The sequence below is a fragment of the Gryllotalpicola daejeonensis genome, assembly GCF_039538145.1.
GTDB classification, from domain to species: Bacteria; Actinomycetota; Actinomycetes; order Actinomycetales; family Microbacteriaceae; genus Gryllotalpicola; species Gryllotalpicola daejeonensis.
Map to the genome: position 1 here is coordinate 2,229,236 of NZ_BAABBV010000001.1, position 17,325 is coordinate 2,246,560.

Sequence of the window (17,325 nt, forward strand, 5' to 3'; positions counted from 1 at the left end):
TAGGCTCGAGATCATGGCACTGCGGGTCGCTGCGTACTGCATCATCGTCGACGACGGCAAGCTTCTGCTGTCGCACTGGAACGAGAACGGCAGCAGCGGCTGGACGTTGCCGGGCGGCGGCTTGGACCCTTATGAGGACCCGAGGGATGCTGCCGTGCGCGAGGTTTTCGAAGAGACCGGCTACCGCGCAGAGCTCGGCGAACTGCTCGGCATCGACTCGCACATCGTTCCGGCGGAGCACCGCTTCCACGGCGCGACGGAGCCGCTGCAGGCGCTGCGCATCATCTATCGAGCGCGGGTCGTGGGCGGCGAGCTCACCAATGAGCTCGACGGGTCCACCGATGAGGCGGCATGGTTCGACCTCGACGAGATCGGTGCGCTGAAGCGCGTCGGCCTCGTCGAGGTCGGACTGAAGCTGGCTGGGATTCCGCTTTAGGACTCGGCGGTCGGGGCGCCCGGGTCGTCGGCGACCCAGAGCTCGTCGTCGGTGCGGAACGTCTGCCACACGGCGTACGCGACACCGGCGAGGGCCGCGACACCGACGGCGATGCCGATGTACGTGCCGATGCCCGACTTCTTCTTCTTGGCCGGCACCTTGCCGACGGCCTTCGAGCCGGTCTGCTTGAGGCGCTTCACCGCGTCTTTCACGCGCTTATCGTTGGCGACATCGGCGATCGACAGGGCGGTGCCGAGGGCAGAGCCCAGCACCGGGACGATCGTGTGGGTGACGACGTCGCCCGCGCGTTCGGCCGCAGGGGCGACGTAGCTGGCGTAGCCCTCACGAACCCGCGGAACGACCTGCTCGCGGGTGAGGTGCTGGGCCTGCTTGCCGGCTTCTTGCGCGACGCTGTTCGCGTGCGAGAGCACTTCCTGCTGGCGTGCGAGCAGAAGCTGAGCCTCGGCCTTCAACCTGTCGAGTTCCTTGCGGCGCTTCTTCGAAAGCGAAAGAGACGTACTCACCGGGCTTACCTCCCACGGGGTTGGTTACGGGGCGCGCGAAACTGCAACCCATCTTGCCACCTGGCCCCCTGGGGGCAACCAGGCCTTGACCGGAAGCCGGTGAAGACACAGCCTGTGGAAGAATTGCACCCATGTCGATTCACACCGCCGTGGCAACCATTCACACCAATTACGGCGACATCGTCGTCAACCTGTTCGGGAACCACGCGCCGAAGACGGTCAAGAACTTCATCGGGCTGTCGACCGGCGAGCAGGAGTGGACGAACCCCGCGACGGGGGAGCGCTCGAACGAGCCGCTCTACAAGGGCGTGGTCTTCCACCGCGTCATCCCGAACTTCATGATCCAGGGCGGCGACCCGCTCGGCACCGGCACCGGCGGCCCCGGCTACCAGTTCGACGACGAGATCCACCCCGAGCTCGCCTTCACCAAGCCGTACCTGCTGGCGATGGCCAACGCCGGCAAGCAGATGGGCCGCGGCACGAACGGCTCGCAGTTCTTCATCACGACCGACCCGACGACTTGGCTCACGGGCAAGCACACCATCTTCGGCGAGGTCGCCGACGACGCCTCGCGCGCGGTCGTCGACAAGATCTCCGCAGTGCCGACCGACGGCCGTGACCGCCCGCTCGACGACGTCGTGATCGAGTCGATCGACGTCGCGAACGTCTGACACGACGCACGTAGATAAGGGGAGTCCGCAGTGAGCTACGACGGTTCCCCGGGCGCGGGCGTCTGCTACCGGCATCCCGACCGGCAGAGCTATGTGCTCTGCCAGCGCTGCGGTCGCACTATCTGCGGCGAATGCCAGACGCCGGCGCCGGTGGGCGTGATCTGCCCCGAGTGCATGCGCGAGGCCCGCGCCAGCATGCCGCGCACGCGACCTGAGGCGATCAGGAGAATCGGATTCCTCGGCCGCAGCGGTCAGCCGGTGATGACCTATGCCCTGATGGCCGTGTGTGTGGTCGTCTTCATCTTCCAGTCGATCCCGGGGCTCGGGTCGCACGTCACGAATGCGCTGCTGTACGCGGGCGGCTTCTCGTACCCGGCCAGCGCGGGCGGCAGCTTCCAGCCCTGGCGGTTGCTGACGAGCGTGTTTGCGCACGGCAGCGTGCTGCACCTCGCCTTGAACATGTACACGCTCTGGATCTTCGGGCAGATCCTCGAGCCGATGATCGGTAAATGGCGCTACCTGACCCTCTTCCTGATCAGCGGCGTGTTCGGGTCGGTCGGAATGCTGGTGTTGGCGCCGTATCAGGGGGCAGTCGGCGCGTCGGGCGCGATCTTCGGCATGTTCGGTGCGCTCGTCGTCATCCAGCGGAAGCTCGGCGGCCCGGTCCGTCAGCTGATCGTGCTGATCGTGATCAACCTGGCGTTCGGCTTCATCCCGATCTTCGGGGCGCACATCGCGTGGCAGGCGCACGTCGGCGGCCTGGTCGGCGGCCTGCTCACCGGCCTGGTTCTGACCGAGACGCGCAAGCGGTCGCAGTTCCCGTTGCAGGTGACCCTGCTGATCGTGCTCGCGGTCATCGCGGTGCTCGCCGGCATCTACCCGGTGCTGCGGCCGGGATCCTGACCGCTTTCCACAGCTGTGGAAAGTGCGGCAGTTATCCACAGTCTTAATAACACTGGGGATAATTACAGCCGTGTAATTATCCCCAGTGTTAATGGTGTGTGGATGGTTGGGCGAAGGCTCGCTACTTCCACCTCGTCGTCATGAGGAACCCGACGAACGCGATCGCGAAGCCGATGAGGATGTTCCATGAGGCGAGGCCCGGAATCGGCAGAGTCGCGCCGCTCAGGTAGAACACGATGATCCACAGCAGACCGACGATCATGAATCCGATCATCAGCGGCTTGTACCAGACGGGGTTCCCCGCGTGTTCGCGTGCGGCAGCTCGCTCTTCGGGCGTGAGCTTGCTACGGGTCTTGGAGGCCATGGCCCCTGAGTTTACAGTGACCAGTAGTTAGACTCACCCGCGTGAGCCGCACGGAAGCAGAGAACGGGAAGCCGCCTAAGCCGCGGCGTCGCGTCTCGTTGCTGGGCGTCTTCGGCGAGCTGCTGATCACGGCGGCCGTGCTCGTTCTGCTGTTCATCGGCTGGCAGAACGTCTTCAACAGCTGGGTGCTGAACGGGCAGCAGAACGGTGCCGCGCAGGACCTCGGCAGGCAGTGGCTTGAGCAGTCCGGGGGCCAGACAAGCGCCGCGACCGGCGGCGACGACGGAAGTGCAGGCCAGACATCCGTCGGCCCTGCTGCGAATCTGCCTGTGGAGAAGGAGCCCTCGAACGGACAGCCGATCGCGGTCATGTACGTGCCGCGCTTCGGCACGGACTGGAAGCGGACGGTCCGTGAGGGCACCGGGCTCGACGTGCTGAACAGCTCGACTGCGGGCGTCGGGCATTACGCCTCGACCGGTATGCCCGGCGCGGTGGGCAACTTCGCGGTGGCCGCTCACGACACCGGCTATGGCAGCACCTTCCTGCACATGCAGAACCTGCGCATCGGCGACAAGATCTACGTGCAGACGAAAGACGGCTTCTACACCTACGCGTTCCGCAACTACGAGTACGTGCAGCCGACCCAGGTGTCGGTGCTCGCACCCGTGCCGAACGCGACCGATGCGAAGGCATCCGATCGCATCATCACGCTGACCACCTGCAACCCGCCGTATCACACGGTCGAGCGGCTGATCTCGTACGGGGTGCTGGAGTCGTTCTCGAAGACGCCGCCGAAGGCGATCGCAGGGGAGCTGGCGCAATGAACCGTGACCGCATCGACGGGCGGAGCCCGGCGTTGAAAGGGGGCAGCTGACCGATGTACGCGGCTCTGTGGCGCGCGTTGCCCGGCCCCTGGTGGGTTCGCCTGCTGATCATGCTGGCGCTTCTCGCGGCTGTGCTGTTCGTGCTGTTCGAGTGGGTCTTCCCGTGGATCGACGGGATCGTCGGCGACGGCTCGCAGGGTACGGTGGGCACGTGACCCGCGTGCTCGTCATCGACAACTACGACAGCTTCGTCTACACGCTGAACGGCTACCTGCAGGAGCTCGGCGCCGAGACGGTCGTGGTGCGCAACGACGTTTTCCGGGCAGAGGATGCCGCGGCCGAGCTCGCCGGCTTCGATGCCGTGCTGGTCTCGCCCGGGCCCGGAACACCCGCCGACGCCGGCGTCTCGATCGCCGTCGTGCGTGCCGCCGTCGGCACGGGAACCCCGCTGCTCGGGGTGTGCCTCGGGCACCAGGCGATCGCCGAGGCGTTCGGCGCGGTCGTGACGAACGCCGAAGAGCTGATGCACGGCAAGACGTCACTCGTGCAGCACGACGACGACCCGTTCTGGGCCGGGGTGCGGCAGCCGTTCACCGCGACGCGGTACCACTCGCTCGCCGTCGTCGACGGCACGCTGCCGCCCGAGCTCGTCGTCACCGCGCGCACCGAGGCGACCGAGACCGCGCAGGGCGGCGTGATCATGGGCCTCAAGCACGCCAGCGCGCCGATCTGGGGCGTGCAGTTCCACCCGGAATCGGTGCTCACGGAAGACGGCTACCGCATGCTCGGCAACTGGCTCGAGGCCGCGGGTCTGGCCGGTGCGCGGGAGCGCGCAGCGCAGCTCGACCCGCTGCTCAAGGCGACGGCGTAGCGGGCGTCGGTCGCGACCGGATCAGTCCGGCCGCGACAGGTGGTCTGACGGCCGGACGGCCGGCTCCTCAGTGCCCGTTGCCGAGGCAGTAGTAGATCGTGATCGAAGCACCCTGCGGCTGATCACCGACGACCGACTGTTTCGACACCGGCGTTCCCGCCTGCACGGCGCAGCTCTTGTCGCCCTGCGGCGGCTGCACATCGAGGCCGAGGCCGTTCAGGATCGCCTGGGCGTCTTGCACGGACTTCGTCGTGACGTCGGGCACCTGCACGAGGCCGTTCGACTCGGTGAGGTTGATCGTGTCGCCCTTGTGGGCCGCGGTCCCGGCAGCGGGATCGGTGGAGAGCACGGTGCCGGCCGGCTTGCTCTGATCGTCCTGCTCGTGGACGTAGCCGACCTTGAACCCCTTCTGGGTCAGCGCCGCCTGCGCATCCTTGTCGGTCATGCTGGTCACGTCGGGCACGTTGATGGTCGGCGAGCCGGTCGAGACCCACACGGTGACGGGCGTGTTCCTCGTCGTGACGAACCCGGCCGAGGGATCGGTGCGCGTGACGGCGCCCTTCGGCACGTCGGCGGAAGACTCGTACTCCACGACGATCTTGAGGTGGGCGTCTTTGATCGCAGACTGCGCCTGCGCGAGGCTGTCGCTCTCGACCGACGGAACCTTGACCGATGAGCCGTTGATCACGTCGCTGGGGTTGTGCTCCCAGACCCACACGAGCAGCGCCGCGAGCAGGGCCATGACGAGGATGATGCCGGTGATGATCCAGAGCGCAGGGGGCCGACTCTGCGTGCGTACCAACTGGCCGTCGTCGGCGAGCTGGCGGAACGTGGATTCGGCCTTCGAGACCTGAGCGGGCGGCGGGCCGAAGAGCGCATCGGAGTGGTCGGGATGCTTCGGAGCCCGCGGGACCTTGCCCTGTGCAGCCGTCTCGAGGTCGGCACGGAACTCGCCAGCCGTCTGGTAGCGCTCGAAGCGGTCCTTCTGCAGCGCCTTCCGCATCACGACGTCGAGCGCGGGCGAGACGCGCGGGTTGATGCTCGACGGCTTCACGGGGATCTCGCTGATGTGCTGGTACGCGACGGCCACCGGCGTCTCGCCAGAGAACGGCGGCCGGCCGGTGAGCATCTCGAAGAGGACGACACCCGTCGAGTACAGGTCGGTGCGGGCATCCACCTGCTCGCCCTTGGCCTGCTCCGGCGAGAAATAGTTGGCCGTGCCCAGAATCGCGGTCGTATGCGACAGTGACGCGGACGTCTCGGTGATCGCGCGCGCGATGCCGAAATCCATCACCTTGACCTGGCCCTGCCGCGTGATCATCACGTTCGCCGGCTTGATGTCGCGGTGCACGACACCCGCGCGGTGCGAGTACTCGAGCGCGGTGAGGATGCCTTCCGTGATGCGCATCGCATGCACGGGGTCGATCTGGCCGCGGGCGATCAGCTCGTCGAGGGGGGCGCCGTCGACGTACTCCATGATGATGAAGGGCGCCTGCACCTCGTTGCCGTTCGCGTCGCGCACGGTGTCTTCGCCGGCGTCGAAGACGCGCACGATCGTCGGGTGAGCCATGCGGGCGGCGGCCTGCGCCTCTTGGCGGAAGCGGGTGCGGAACGCCGGGTCGGTCGCGAGCTGCGGCTTCAGCAGCTTGATCGCAACCGTGCGGCCGAGCCTGCTGTCGACACCCTTGTGCACATCGGACATGCCGCCGCGGCCCAGCAGTTCACCGACCTGGTAGCGGCCGGCGATCACTCGCCTGGTGTCGGGGCTCACGGCCAGTTCCTCGGTGCTCATTTGGCGATCAGGGTAGCAAGGTGAGGTTGAGGCTCGGCTGAACCTACGGGTTCGGCGTGGGCGACGGGGTCGGGGAGGACTCGCCGCTGTCGGGGGACGAGATGGGCACAGACAGCGCAGGCGACTGGCCCGACCAGTTCGTGTTCGCGCACTGGATCGAGTAGGTCACCGTCACGCTGGAGCCCGCGTTGTCGTTCGCCGCCGTCCACTGCGCCGTCGGCGTCGAGCCGTCGACCTGCTGCACCTGGGTGCCGTTGACGTACAGCCGGCGGCCGGTCAGCGTCTGGCCGGAGGGACACGAGTCGTTTCCGAACGCGAAGGTGATCTGCGTGCCGGGCGGGATCGGCGTCTGCGTCGGGCTCTGCAGTGTCGGCGCCGCGGCCGGCGTGCTGGGCGCCACGAGGTCGCCGTAGATGTACAGCGTGATGGGCACGTTGAACGGCACCTGCTGCTTCGGGTCGATGTCGCGCACGCGGCCGACCTGGCTCGGGTCGGTGGCATGCACCGACGGGTTCGCGGTGACGTTGTGCCACCCGCCGTCATTGAGCTTCTGCGTCGCCTGGTCCTGGGTGAGGCCGATGTAGTCGGCCGGGTCGATCGTGCCGGCGGCGATGGTGGGCGTGTCGGTCTCGGTCGGGGTCTCTTTCGGGCTGTCGGACGTGGCGGGGGGCGACGTCGTGTTCGGCGCGCTCGAGTTGCCGCCGCCGAGGAAGTTGATCAGCGACCAGACGAGCGCGCCGATGAGCAGCACGATGAGCACGATCAGGGGGATCGTCCAAGGGCTGCGCTTCTTGCTCTGGCGCGCGGCCTCCGTCGTCGCGGCGGGCGTCGCCGACGTCGCGAGCGCGCCGCCCGCGGTGGGGTAGACCGTCGTCGCCGAAGTCGGGGCGGCCCCGCCCGACGGCATCAGCTGCGTCGCGACGGTCAGAGACGTCGCGCCGAGCACGGCGGGAACCGCGGCAGCCGCCGAGGCGACATCGCCGCGGCGCAGCGACTGCGCAGCCCTGGCGAGGTGCGCGGCAGAGGCCGGCCGGTCGCTCGGGTTCTTCGCGATCGACGCCATGATCAGGTTGCGCACCGGCTCCGGAACCGTGGTCGGCAGCTCGGGCGGCGCCTCGTTGATCTGCGCCATGGCGATCGCGACCTGCGACTCACCCGTGAACGGGCGGCGGCCGGCGACGCATTCGTAGGCGACGATGCCGAGTGAGTAGATATCGGTGGCGGGGGATGCCGGGTGCCCGCTCGCCTGCTCAGGGGACAGGTACTGCACAGTGCCCATCACCTGTCCCGTCGCGGTCAGCGGCACCTGATCGGCGACGCGTGCGATACCGAAGTCCGTGATCTTGACGCGACCCTCGGGGGTGATCAGCAGGTTGCCCGGCTTGATGTCGCGGTGGACGAGGCCGGCGGCGTGCGCGGCCTGCAGTGCCGACGCCGTCTGCGCCACGATGTCGAGGGTCTTGTCTGCGGACAGGTGCCCCTCACGCTCGAGGATCGATGAGAGGGCCTCGCCGGGAACCAGTTCCATCACGAGGAAGGCGCTGCCGTCTTCCTCGCCGTAGTCGAAGACGTTCGCGATGCCCTCGTGGTTCACGAGCGCTGCGTGGCGCGCCTCGGTGCGGAAGCGCTCGAGGAAGGCCGGGTCGCCGAGATACTCGTCTTTCAGGATCTTGATCGCGACGGTGCGACCGATCACCTGGTCGGTGGCCTGCCACACCTCGCCCATGCCGCCGATGGCGATCCGCGACTGCAGCTGGTATCGCCCACCGAAAGTGAGCCCCGCAGAAGGTCTCATTTGTTCAGCACCGCCTCAAGTACCTGTCGTGCGACCGGAGCCGCAACGGAATTCCCGCTGCCGCTCTGGCCCAGTCCGCCGCCGTCTTCGACGACAACAGCGATGGCGAACTCCGGATCGTCAGCCGGGGCGAACCCGGTGAACCAGAGCGTGTACGGCTCGTCAGAGCCGTTCTGCGCCGTCCCGGTCTTTCCCGCCACACTGACTCCACTTATCTTCGCATTGGTTCCGGTGCCCTGGTCGACGCCCTTCACCATCATCTGCGTAACGGTCTGAGCAGTCTCTGCGCTCATCGCGCGGCCGAACTCCTGAGGCTCGAACTCCTGCTGGCGCGCGAGGTCGGGTGTGATGACCGATTGCACGAGATTCGGTTCCATCACCACCCCGCCGTTCGCGATCGCCGCGGAATCCATGCAGATCTGCAGGGCGGTCGCCTTGTCGTCCTTCTGCCCGAAAGCGCTCTGCATCAGCTCGGCCTGATCGTCGTAGCCGGGGTACCTGCTCACCGACACGCGCATCGGGATGGAGAACTGGTGGTTGAACCCGAGCGCCTCAGCCTGGTTCTTGATCGTGTCGCTGCCGAGCTTCGCGCCGAGCTCTGCGAACGGGATGTTGCAGCTCCACACCTGGGCGTTCTGGATCGACACGTTTCCGCCGCTGTCGCCCTGACACTTCGCGCCCGTGTCGTTGTGGATCACGGTCGAGCTGCCGGGCAGCTGCAGCGCCGAGGGGTTCGGCAGATTCGAGCTCGGGGTGAACTTTCCCGTCTCGAACGCCGCCGAGCTCACCACGGGCTTGAAGGTCGAGCCGGGGGGATTCAGGTCGGTGATCGCCTTGTTGATGAGGGGGTCCCCGTCGGCATCCTGCAACTGGTTGTACGTCTGCGTGTACGCGGCGTCATCGTGCACCGCGAGCTTGTTCGGGTCGAACGAGGGCGTCGAGACCAGCGCGAGCAGCTTGCCCGTCTTCACGTCTTCGACGACGACGGCGCCGCGCTTGTCGCCGAGCGCCTCGTAGGCGGCGCGCTGCGCGACGGGGTCGATGGTGAGCTCGACCGAGTTCCCCTGAGGATGCTTGCCGGTGATCACGTTCTTCACGCGCGAGAAGAAGTCCGCGTTGGAGGTACCGGAGAGCTCCTGGTTCATCGCGCCCTCGATGCCGGTGGCCGAGCCGTTGACCGCGAGGTAGCCGGTGACCGCCGAGTAGAGCGGCCCCTGACTGTAGGTGCGCTGCCACTGGTAGCGGTCCGAGCTGCGGGTCGACTGCGCGATCGGCTTGCCGCCGACGATGATCGACCCGCGCTGGACGTTGTAGCTGTCGTTGACGGCGCGCGTGTTGCGGCTGTCGGCGTTCAGCTGGTCGGCATAGCCGACCTGGATCGTGCTGGATGCCGCGAAGAGCGCGATGAACATCAGCAGCACGACAAAGCTCAGGCGTTTCAGTTCTCGGTTCATGACGACATCGCCCTCGGCTGGTTGCGCACGGTGTCTGACAGTCGCAGCAGCAGTGCCACGATGATCCAGTTGGCGACGAGCGAGGAGCCACCGGCGGCGAGGAACGGCGCCGTCAGACCCGTGACCGGGATGACCCGCGTGATGCCGCCGACGACGACGAAGGTCTGCAGCGCGACCACGAAGCCGAGGCCGATGGCGAGCAGCTTCCCGAAGTCGTCTTCGCTCGCGAAGCCGATGCGGAAGGCGCGGGCGACGAAGAGCATGTAGAGGCTGAGCAGGGCGAAGACGCCGATCAGGCCGAGCTCTTCGCCCAGGCTCGCGAAGATGTAGTCGCTGTTGGCGACCGGCGTGACCCACGGCTGGCCCTGGCCGAGACCTGAGCCGAGCAGGCCGCCGTGGGCGAGCCCGAAGAGGCCCTGCACGAGCTGGAAACTGCCGCCCTGGCCGTTGAACTGGGCATCGGCGAAGGGGTTCAGCCAGTTCTCGAAGCGGCCGTGCACGTAGCCGAGCTTCGGGATCGAGCTCGAGAGCAGGTTGACCGCCCATGCCCCGCCGACGAGCGCGGCGACCCCGAGCAGCGCCCAGCTGGTGCGCCCGGTGGCGACGTAGATCATCGCGACGAACAGGCCGAAGTAGAGCAGACCGGTGCCGAGGTCGCGCTCGAAGAGGATCACGAGCAGGGTCAGCACCCACAGCACGGCGACCGGCCCCAGATCCCGGGCTCGCGGGAAGGTCACGCCGAGCACCCGGGTGCCGACGGCGGCGAGGGAGTCCCGGCGCTGCACGAGGTAGCCGGCGAAGAAGATCGCGAGGGTGATCTTCGCGATCTCACCCGGCTGGAAGTTGAAGGCGCCGATCTGGATCCACACCTTGGCCGACTCGTTCCGCGTGCCGATCACGGGCAGCAGCGGAACGAACACGAGCACGATCGAGATCAGACCGCTCAAGTAGGTGTAGCGCTGCAGCGAGCGATGGTTCCGCACGAAGATCAGCACGACGATCGCGCAGATGATGGCGAATGCGGTCCACGCGATCTGGCGAACGGATGCCGCGTCCCAGCCGCTCGTGCCGTCGTGGATGTCGAGGCGGTAGATCATCGCGATGCCGATGCCGTTGAGCAGCGTGGCGATCGGGAGGATGAAGGGGTCGGCGTCCGGCGCGGTCACGCGCAGCGCGATGTGCACGCCGAAGACCAGGATGCCGAGGCCGACGCCGAAGAAGGCGAGTGAGCCGTCGATCTCGCCGTTCGCACCCAGCTGCACGAGCACCTCGGCCGCCACGACGATGCCGAAGGCGAAGGCCAGCAGGCCGAGCTCGAGGTTGCGCAGCCGGCGAGGCATCCGGATGCGCGGCACGACGCTCGTCATCGCTGTCACGATGCCCGTCCTCGGCTGCCCGCCCGATCGCGTGGGCCGCGCGTTCGACTCAGCCACCATGGCTCAACTGCTCCACGATGCGCTTGGCCTCCGGCAGGCCGGCGGGGTTGGTGGTCTGCCGCAGCTGCTGTCGCTCGAAGTCGGTCAGGTCGTCTGCGGAGATCTCAGTCTCTTTGTAGATGTGGTTGAGGTGCCAGGGGCCGACGGAGCCCTGCACGCCCTGGAAGATCGCGACGTTGCCGTCGGGCGCGATGCCGACGAAGTAGTGCGTCTGGGTCCACCGGTAGCCGACGACGCCGATGAGCGCCAGCACCGCGGCGGCGATGAGCGCGAAGCTGATCCAGAAGGCGCGGCGGCGGCGGTGCCTGCGCTCGTCCTCTTCGATGAGCTCGCCGAGGTAGTCCTCGGTCTGCGGCTCGAAGTGCGTCGGCACCTGCACCGGGCGGGTGGGATGCAGCAGCAGCGACGGCAGTGGCAGGCGCGCGGCGGGGCGCGGCCGGGACACCTCGGTCACGTGCGAGATGGGAGCGGCCGCCGAGCCGACCGTGACCGGCTCGTGCGGCTGGTCGCCGCGGTCGATGTCGACGACGATGACGGTCACGTTGTCGGGTGCGCCGCCGTCGAGGCTCGCCTTCAGCAGCCGGTCGGCGACGGTCTTGGGCGACGCCGGGCTCGCGAGGATGCGGCCGATGATCTCGGGTTTGACCACCCCCGAGAGGCCGTCGCTGCACAGCATCCACCGATCCCCGGGCTTGGTCTCGAGGATCCACGAGTCCACGTCGGGGTTCGCGTCGACGTCGCCGAGCACGCGCATGAGCACGCTGCGGCGGGGGTGCACCGCAGCCTCCTCCGGCGTGATGCGGCCCGTGTCAACGAGGCGCTGCACGAAGGTGTGGTCGGTCGAGATCTGGCTGAGCTCGCCGTCGCGCCACAGGTAGATACGGCTGTCGCCGATGTGCGCGAGCGCGACGTATTCGCCGACGCGGATGAGCGCGCTGACCGTCGTGCCCATGCCGGTGAGCTCGGGGTGGTCGTAGACGGTGTCGGCCAGCGCAGCGTTCGCCTCGAGCAGCGCGGCCTTGAGCGCCTCGCGCGCGACCTCGGGGTCGTCGTATTCGCGGTCGACCTTCTTGATGTGGTTCGTCGCGATCGCGCTGGCGACGTCGCCGCCGGCATGCCCGCCCATGCCGTCGGCGACCAGGAACAGGTCGTGGCCTGCATAGCCGGAGTCCTGGTTGTTGCTGCGCACGCGGCCGACGTTGCTGACCGCTGCGCCGCGCGTGTTGGCGGCCACGAGGGTCACCGCCGCAGTTCGAAGGTCGTCATGCCGACCTTGATGGGCGTGTCGAGGGGAACCTGCGTCGGCGCCGTCACGCGCTCGCCGTCGAGATAGGTGCCGTTCGTCGAGTCGAGGTCCTGCAGCATCCACTCGTTGTTCCACAGCATGAGCCGGGCGTGGTGGGTGCTCGTGTAGTCGTCGCGGATCACGAGGCCCGACTCGCTCGAGCGGCCGATCGTGAGCGGTTCAGAGGTCAGCTCGTATTCGACGCCGGCGCGCGGGCCGCCCGTGATCACGAGCTTCGAGGCCGTGAAGACGGTCGCGTGGGTGCGCTTGCCGTTCGCGGTCGGAACGACGGGCACCGAGCCGGTGCGGTCGATGGCGAGGCCCGCGAGCGGGCTCTCGTTGTCAGAGCCGAGCTCCTCCGGCTCGAACGGCACCGGTGGTGGCTTGGGTGTCGACGGGAATGCCGCAGCCGGTGAGGCAGCGGGCGGCGACGCGGGTGCGGAAGCAGAGGGCGGGGTGCGAGGGGCGTGGGATGCCTGGGCCGACGCACCGGCATCCGGCAGCTTCTTCGCCCTGGTCCCGAACAGGTCCCCGCGCAGCGCGTAGACGATGACGAAGACGAACACCCACAGTACGATCAGGAACGCGATGCGCAGCAGCAGCAGGGTGAGCGAGCTCGGATTCACGCGCGACCCCCAGGCCGGTGCGCCTCTGCCCGCGGCACGACGTTGAAGACGATGCGCGTGCGGCCCGCGGTCAGCACGTCGCCCGGCTCGAGCACCGAGCGGCCGAGCGGCTGGCCATTCAATTTGCTGCCGTTGGTCGAGCCGAGGTCGCGGGCCTCGCCGCGGCGGCCGTCCCACGCGATCTCGAGGTGGCGCCGGCTGATGCCGGTGTCGTCGACGGTGATGTCCGCTTCGCTGCCGCGGCCGATCACCGTGCGCGCGTGCCGCAGCTGGTGGCGCACGCCGTTGACATCGACGACCGGGGTCCACGCGACGTCCTGCTTGACGTTGCCCGACTCGATCTCGAGCACGCCGGTGGTCAGCTGGTCGTCGCTCTCGAGGGCGATCGAGACCGCCCCGGCGAACTGGTAGCGCTGGGCGCCAGCGTGCTTGGTGACGAAGCTCGTGAGCTCGTCGGTGAGGGTGTCGCCCATGCCGCTCATGCGCCGGTAGTCGGAGGGCGACAGGCGCAACGTGAAGGCATTCGGGGTGAGGATGCGGTCGCGGGCGACGACCGCCGCCTTCGTGTCCATCTCGCGGCGCAGGGCGCTGGTGAGTTCGACCGGCTGCAGGCCAGAGCGGAAGGTGCGCGCGAAGGCGCCGTTGACGGCGCGCTCCAGCCCCTTCTCGATGCTGTCCAGGAAGCCCACGTGTTCTCTCCGCTTCGCAAGCGTCGGTCCGTCCGCCGGAGGTCACTCCTGCGGCTGTCTCCGTTGCATGCTAGCGGGCGGGATGGGGCGTCTGGCTTGGCGAGGCCGCTCGAATAGGAACTCCCAGGGCGTGCGTGTTATCGTCGTGAGGTTGGCGTTCGCAGGAACGACAGCACTGCGCGAGTGGCGGAATAGGCAGACGCGCACGGTTCAGGTCCGTGTGCCCGTGAGGGCGTGGGGGTTCAACTCCCCCCTCGCGCACCAACTCAAGAGCCCCTGGGAATCTCCCAGGGGCTCTTTTCTTTGCTCGGCGTCAGCGGCCCGGCACTGCCCGCTCATCCGTGCGGCGTGTGCTCGTGCCGCTGGTGCGCGGCCGGCTCGAGCTGGAAGGTCGAGTGCTCGACGCTGATCGGGAAGTGCTCGGCGACACACGCCTGCAGCTGGTCGAGGATCGCGGGTGCGTGGCCGTCGCGGAAGCAGTCGGCGTCGACGGTGATGTGCGCGGTCAGCACCGGCAGCCCGGTGGCGATCTGGGTGGCGTGCAGGTCGTGTACCTCGCTCACGTGCTCGATGCCGAGCAGGTGCGCACGCACGAGGTCGAGGTCGAGGCCGGCCGGCGTCGACTCGAGCAGCACGTCGATGGTCTGCCGCAGCAGGCGGAAGGCGCGGGGCAGGATCAGCGCTCCGATGAGGATCGCCGCGACGGCATCCGCCCCCTGCCAGCCCGTGGCCGCGATCACGAGAGCCGCGACGATCACGCCGAGTGAGCCGAGCGCGTCGTTCACGACCTCGAGGAAGGCGGCGCGCAGGTTGAAGTTCGCGGCGCGGCCCCCGGTCAGCACCGCGATCGAGATCAGGTTGCCGACGAGGCCGATCACGCCGAACACGAGCAGGCTGCCGCTCTGCAGCGCAGGCGGCGAGACCAGGCGCTGAATGCCCTCGATGAGCACGAACACACCGACGCCGAGCAGCACCGCGGCCTGCGCCGTCGCCGCCAGCACCTCGGCGCGCGCGAAGCCCCAGGTGCGCTTGCTGGTCGCCGGTCGGCCGGCGAGCTGCGCCGCGAACAGGGCCATGGCGAGGCCGCCCGCGTCGGTCAGCAGATGGCCGGCGTCGACGATGAGCGCGAGTGATCCGGTCAGGACGGCGCCGAGCACCTGGGCGAGCAGGATCACGCAGGTGATCGCGAACGCGACCGAGAGGCGAGAGCGAGCGGATGCCCCCGCCGCAGCGCCGTGATCGTGATCGTGCACCATGCCGACCATTGTCGCCGGTCGCGCGGGGCGCGGCATCCGCGCGGAAAAATGCCTCTTGCGCGCCCGGTACTCAGCGATACTATGTACCGGTACCTAGCAACACTGACTAGCCGAAAGGAGCAGCGATGGGCAAGCAGATGACCGAAATGCTCAAGGGCACGCTCGAGGGCATCGTGCTCGCGATCCTCGCGGTCGGCGCCGCACACGGAGCCGAGATCACCGCGCGGCTGCGCGAGCGCGGCTTCACCGACATCGCCGAAGGCACCGTCTATGCGCTGCTCGTGCGCATCGAGCAGAAGGGACTCGTCGACGTCGAGAAGGTGCCGTCTGAGAAGGGGCCGCCGCGCAAGGTGTACTCGCTCAGCGCGCAGGGGCGCGACTACCTCGACGAGTTCTGGACCTCATGGAACTTCCTCACCAACCAGCTCACCGATCTGAAGACCGACGCCCACGAAAGGGGCCACTGACATGCCGAACCTCTTCGAACTGGTCACTGGAGACCTGACCGAGAAGCGCCGCTGGCGCGACTACAAGGCACGCGCCAAGGCGCTGCCGGCCAACTACCGCGACGCCGTCGAGGCGATCGAGCGCTACCTGATGCACTTCGGGTCGATCTCGAGCGACATGACGATCTTCGAGGACCTGATCGACCTCTTCGACCGGGCCGCGGCCGATGGCACGCCGATCCGCGACATCGTCGGCGACGACCCGATCGCCTTCGTCGAGGCGTTCAAAGAGAACTACATGAAGGAGGGGTGGGTGGCGAAGGAGCGCAAGCGCTTCGTCGACGCCATTGACCGAGCGGCAGGTGATGGGTCATGAACGCGATGATCACCGTCGCGGGGCTCAAGAAGTCCTACGGCGAGCTGAAGGTCCTGCGCGGGGTCGACTTCGCGGTCGAGCGGGGCAGCATCTTCGCACTGCTCGGCTCGAACGGGGCAGGTAAGACGACCGCCGTGAAGATCCTCGCCACCCTGCTCAAGGCAGACGCCGGTCAGGCATCCGTCGCCGGCTTCGACGTCGCCACGCAGGCGGGTGACGTGCGCGCCTCTGTCAGCCTCACCGGGCAGTTCGCGGCGGTCGACGAGATCCTCAGCGGGCGCGAGAACCTCGTTCTCGTCGCCAAGCTGCGTCACCTGGCGAACCCGGGCGCGGTTGCGGACGAGCTGCTGGCGCGTTTCGGGCTGACGGACGCCGGCGCCAGGCGCGCCTCGACGTACTCGGGCGGCATGCGTCGCCGGCTCGACATCGCGATGAGCCTCATCGGCGACCCGCAGGTGATCTTCCTCGACGAGCCGACCACGGGGCTCGACCCCGAGGCGCGCCTCGAGGTGTGGAACACCGTGAAGCAACTCGCCGCAGGCGGCACCACCGTGCTGCTCACCACGCAGTACCTCGATGAGGCCGAGCAGCTGGCCGACCGCATCGCGATCCTGCACGAGGGCCGGATCATCCAGAACGGCACGCTCGGCGAACTCAAGCAGCTGCTGCCTCCCGCTCAGGTCGAGTACGTCGAGAAGCAGCCCACCCTCGAGGACGTGTTCCTCGCACTCACCAGGAAGGAGGAAGCGGCATGACCATGCAGCTCGCGCCGAACGGCGCCCACTTCTTCAGCGATACGGCCGCCCTCACGGGCCGCTCGCTCAAGCACGTCACGCGCAGCCTCGACACCATCATCACCACGTCGCTCATGCCGGTGGCGTTCCTGCTGCTGTTCGTCTACGTCTTCGGCGGGGCGATCAAGACGGGGTCGCACGGCTCATACGTCGACTACCTGCTGCCGGGTATCCTGCTCATCACGGTGGCGACCGGTATCTCGTACACGGCGTTCCGGCTGTTCCTCGACCTCAAGGGCGGCATCTTCGAGCGTTTCCACTCGATGCCGATCGCACGGTCGTCGGTGCTGTGGGCGCACGTGCTCACCTCGGTCGTGGCGAACGCGATCTCGCTCGCCGTGGTCGTGCTCGTCGGGGTGCTGATCGGGTTCCGCTCCGGCGCGGGGATCGGGGCGTGGCTCGCCATCGCCGGCATCCTGCTGCTGTTCACGCTCGCCCTGACGTGGGTGGCCGTGATCCCCGGGCTCACCGCCAAGTCGCCGGACGGCGCGAGTGCGTTCTCGTACCCGCTGATCTTCCTGCCGTTCATCAGCTCGGCCTTCGTGCCGACGGCGTCGATGCCCGGCCCGGTGCGCTGGTTCGCCGAGTACCAGCCGGTGACGTCGATCGTCGACACGATCCGGGCGCTGTTCACCGGGGCTCCGGTCGGCGGCGACATCTGGATCGCGCTCGCGTGGCTGGTCGGGGTGCTCGTGGCCGCGTATGTCGCGTCGATGGCGGTGTATCGCCGACGGCTGGCGTAGTGGCGAGTCGCGAGGGCCCGGGCTTCGGCTCGGGCCCTTT

At 68.0% G+C, this 17,325-nt stretch carries 19 protein-coding genes and 1 tRNA gene; 10 read left to right on the plus strand and 10 right to left on the minus strand.

Annotation, left to right across the window (positions count from 1 at the left end):
* The first annotated feature begins 13 nt into the window (after positions 1 to 13).
* Positions 14 to 436 (plus strand): NUDIX hydrolase, encoded by a 423-nt coding sequence (locus ABD736_RS10870; RefSeq protein ID WP_344791784.1) that lies wholly within the window; start codon positions 14 to 16, stop codon positions 434 to 436.
* On the opposite strand, the gene ABD736_RS10875 is transcribed toward ABD736_RS10870, so the two are convergent.
* Entirely contained in the window at positions 433 to 960 is a 528-nt protein-coding gene (locus tag ABD736_RS10875; protein ID WP_344791785.1) for a hypothetical protein, read from the minus strand. The two genes, ABD736_RS10870 and ABD736_RS10875, sit on opposite strands and share 4 nt — an antisense overlap.
* Before the next feature lie 131 nt (positions 961 to 1,091).
* Between ABD736_RS10875 and ABD736_RS10880 the strand changes: the two genes are divergently transcribed.
* Both ABD736_RS10880 and ABD736_RS10885 read left to right on the plus strand, forming a co-directional pair.
* A complete protein-coding gene (locus ABD736_RS10880) occupies positions 1,092 to 1,631 on the plus strand; it encodes a peptidylprolyl isomerase (RefSeq protein WP_344791786.1) in 540 nt (179 codons plus the stop codon).
* Positions 1,632 to 1,661: 30 nt separating this feature from the next.
* Entirely contained in the window at positions 1,662 to 2,534 is an 873-nt protein-coding gene (locus ABD736_RS10885) for a rhomboid family intramembrane serine protease (protein WP_344791787.1), read from the plus strand.
* 121 nt (positions 2,535 to 2,655) lie between these two features.
* On the opposite strand, the gene ABD736_RS10890 is transcribed toward ABD736_RS10885, so the two are convergent.
* The gene (locus tag ABD736_RS10890; RefSeq protein ID WP_344791788.1) at positions 2,656 to 2,898 is read right to left on the minus strand and encodes a cell division protein CrgA; all 243 of its coding nucleotides are present in this window, start codon (positions 2,896 to 2,898) and stop codon (positions 2,656 to 2,658) included.
* A 41-nt stretch (positions 2,899 to 2,939) separates the two neighbouring features.
* On the opposite strand from ABD736_RS10890, the gene ABD736_RS10895 reads away from it, so the two are divergent.
* Both ABD736_RS10895 and ABD736_RS10900 read left to right on the plus strand, forming a co-directional pair.
* Entirely contained in the window at positions 2,940 to 3,722 is a 783-nt protein-coding gene (locus tag ABD736_RS10895) for a class E sortase (RefSeq protein ID WP_344791790.1), read from the plus strand.
* 211 nt (positions 3,723 to 3,933) lie between these two features.
* Positions 3,934 to 4,593, plus strand: coding sequence for an anthranilate synthase component II (locus ABD736_RS10900; protein ID WP_344791792.1), 660 nt, complete (start codon positions 3,934 to 3,936; stop codon positions 4,591 to 4,593).
* 67 nt (positions 4,594 to 4,660) lie between these two features.
* Here ABD736_RS10900 and pknB read toward each other — a convergent pair whose 3' ends face one another.
* Genes pknB through ABD736_RS10935 form a run of 7 tightly spaced genes read right to left on the minus strand, consistent with a single transcriptional unit; the run spans position 4,661 to position 13,670 of the window.
* Positions 4,661 to 6,385 (minus strand): Stk1 family PASTA domain-containing Ser/Thr kinase, encoded by a 1,725-nt coding sequence (pknB, locus tag ABD736_RS10905; protein WP_344791793.1) that lies wholly within the window; start codon positions 6,383 to 6,385, stop codon positions 4,661 to 4,663.
* Positions 6,386 to 6,428: 43 nt separating this feature from the next.
* A complete protein-coding gene (locus tag ABD736_RS10910) occupies positions 6,429 to 8,180 on the minus strand; it encodes a protein kinase domain-containing protein (RefSeq protein ID WP_344791794.1) in 1,752 nt (583 codons plus the stop codon).
* Positions 8,177 to 9,634, minus strand: coding sequence for a peptidoglycan D,D-transpeptidase FtsI family protein (locus ABD736_RS10915; protein ID WP_344791795.1), 1,458 nt, complete (start codon positions 9,632 to 9,634; stop codon positions 8,177 to 8,179). Before ABD736_RS10915 ends, ABD736_RS10910 begins: the two co-directional genes overlap by 4 nt.
* Positions 9,631 to 11,001 (minus strand): FtsW/RodA/SpoVE family cell cycle protein, encoded by a 1,371-nt coding sequence (locus tag ABD736_RS10920; RefSeq protein ID WP_344792244.1) that lies wholly within the window; start codon positions 10,999 to 11,001, stop codon positions 9,631 to 9,633. The genes ABD736_RS10915 and ABD736_RS10920 overlap by 4 nt, the downstream gene beginning before the upstream one ends.
* A 58-nt stretch (positions 11,002 to 11,059) precedes the next feature.
* Positions 11,060 to 12,304 (minus strand): PP2C family protein-serine/threonine phosphatase, encoded by a 1,245-nt coding sequence (locus ABD736_RS10925; protein WP_344792245.1) that lies wholly within the window; start codon positions 12,302 to 12,304, stop codon positions 11,060 to 11,062.
* A gap of 5 nt (positions 12,305 to 12,309) precedes the next feature.
* Positions 12,310 to 12,981, minus strand: a complete 672-nt coding sequence (locus ABD736_RS10930; protein WP_344791796.1) for an FHA domain-containing protein FhaB/FipA — start codon at positions 12,979 to 12,981, stop codon at positions 12,310 to 12,312.
* Positions 12,978 to 13,670, minus strand: a complete 693-nt coding sequence (locus ABD736_RS10935) for an FHA domain-containing protein (protein ID WP_344791797.1) — start codon at positions 13,668 to 13,670, stop codon at positions 12,978 to 12,980. Before ABD736_RS10935 ends, ABD736_RS10930 begins: the two co-directional genes overlap by 4 nt.
* Positions 13,671 to 13,847: 177 nt before the next feature.
* Between ABD736_RS10935 and ABD736_RS10940 the strand changes: the two genes are divergently transcribed.
* A tRNA-Leu gene (locus tag ABD736_RS10940) sits at positions 13,848 to 13,934 on the plus strand.
* 71 nt (positions 13,935 to 14,005) lie between these two features.
* Here the strand turns inward: ABD736_RS10940 and ABD736_RS10945 are convergent.
* The gene (locus ABD736_RS10945; protein WP_344791798.1) at positions 14,006 to 14,926 is read right to left on the minus strand and encodes a cation diffusion facilitator family transporter; all 921 of its coding nucleotides are present in this window, start codon (positions 14,924 to 14,926) and stop codon (positions 14,006 to 14,008) included.
* Between the two features lie 125 nt (positions 14,927 to 15,051).
* On the opposite strand from ABD736_RS10945, the gene ABD736_RS10950 reads away from it, so the two are divergent.
* The 4 genes from ABD736_RS10950 to ABD736_RS10965 are packed head-to-tail and all read left to right on the plus strand — an operon-like array spanning position 15,052 to position 17,285.
* Positions 15,052 to 15,393: a PadR family transcriptional regulator gene (locus tag ABD736_RS10950; protein ID WP_344791799.1), complete on the plus strand. Its 342-nt coding sequence runs from the start codon at positions 15,052 to 15,054 to the stop codon at positions 15,391 to 15,393.
* A 1-nt stretch (position 15,394) separates the two neighbouring features.
* A complete protein-coding gene (locus tag ABD736_RS10955) occupies positions 15,395 to 15,748 on the plus strand; it encodes a DUF1048 domain-containing protein (protein ID WP_344791800.1) in 354 nt (117 codons plus the stop codon).
* Positions 15,745 to 16,503 carry an ABC transporter ATP-binding protein gene (locus ABD736_RS10960; protein WP_344791801.1) on the plus strand — a complete coding sequence of 253 codons (759 nt, stop codon included), beginning with the start codon at positions 15,745 to 15,747 and terminating at the stop codon, positions 16,501 to 16,503. The genes ABD736_RS10955 and ABD736_RS10960 overlap by 4 nt, the downstream gene beginning before the upstream one ends.
* Positions 16,500 to 17,285 carry an ABC transporter permease gene (locus tag ABD736_RS10965; protein WP_344791802.1) on the plus strand — a complete coding sequence of 262 codons (786 nt, stop codon included), beginning with the start codon at positions 16,500 to 16,502 and terminating at the stop codon, positions 17,283 to 17,285. The genes ABD736_RS10960 and ABD736_RS10965 overlap by 4 nt, the downstream gene beginning before the upstream one ends.
* Positions 17,286 to 17,325: the final 40 nt, after the last annotated feature.

Coding starts and splice junctions, on each gene's coding strand:
- ABD736_RS10945 (WP_344791798.1), bottom strand. CDS start 14,926: ATGGTGCACGATCACGATCACGGCGCTGCGGCGGGGGCATCCGCTCGC.
- ABD736_RS10915 (WP_344791795.1), bottom strand. CDS start 9,634: ATGAACCGAGAACTGAAACGCCTGAGCTTTGTCGTGCTGCTGATGTTC.
- ABD736_RS10870 (WP_344791784.1), top strand. CDS start 14: ATGGCACTGCGGGTCGCTGCGTACTGCATCATCGTCGACGACGGCAAG.
- ABD736_RS10920 (WP_344792244.1), bottom strand. CDS start 11,001: ATGACGAGCGTCGTGCCGCGCATCCGGATGCCTCGCCGGCTGCGCAAC.
- pknB (WP_344791793.1), bottom strand. CDS start 6,385: ATGAGCACCGAGGAACTGGCCGTGAGCCCCGACACCAGGCGAGTGATC.
- ABD736_RS10910 (WP_344791794.1), bottom strand. CDS start 8,180: ATGAGACCTTCTGCGGGGCTCACTTTCGGTGGGCGATACCAGCTGCAG.
- ABD736_RS10950 (WP_344791799.1), top strand. CDS start 15,052: ATGGGCAAGCAGATGACCGAAATGCTCAAGGGCACGCTCGAGGGCATC.
- ABD736_RS10955 (WP_344791800.1), top strand. CDS start 15,395: ATGCCGAACCTCTTCGAACTGGTCACTGGAGACCTGACCGAGAAGCGC.
- ABD736_RS10960 (WP_344791801.1), top strand. CDS start 15,745: ATGAACGCGATGATCACCGTCGCGGGGCTCAAGAAGTCCTACGGCGAG.
- ABD736_RS10880 (WP_344791786.1), top strand. CDS start 1,092: ATGTCGATTCACACCGCCGTGGCAACCATTCACACCAATTACGGCGAC.
- ABD736_RS10965 (WP_344791802.1), top strand. CDS start 16,500: ATGACCATGCAGCTCGCGCCGAACGGCGCCCACTTCTTCAGCGATACG.
- ABD736_RS10890 (WP_344791788.1), bottom strand. CDS start 2,898: ATGGCCTCCAAGACCCGTAGCAAGCTCACGCCCGAAGAGCGAGCTGCC.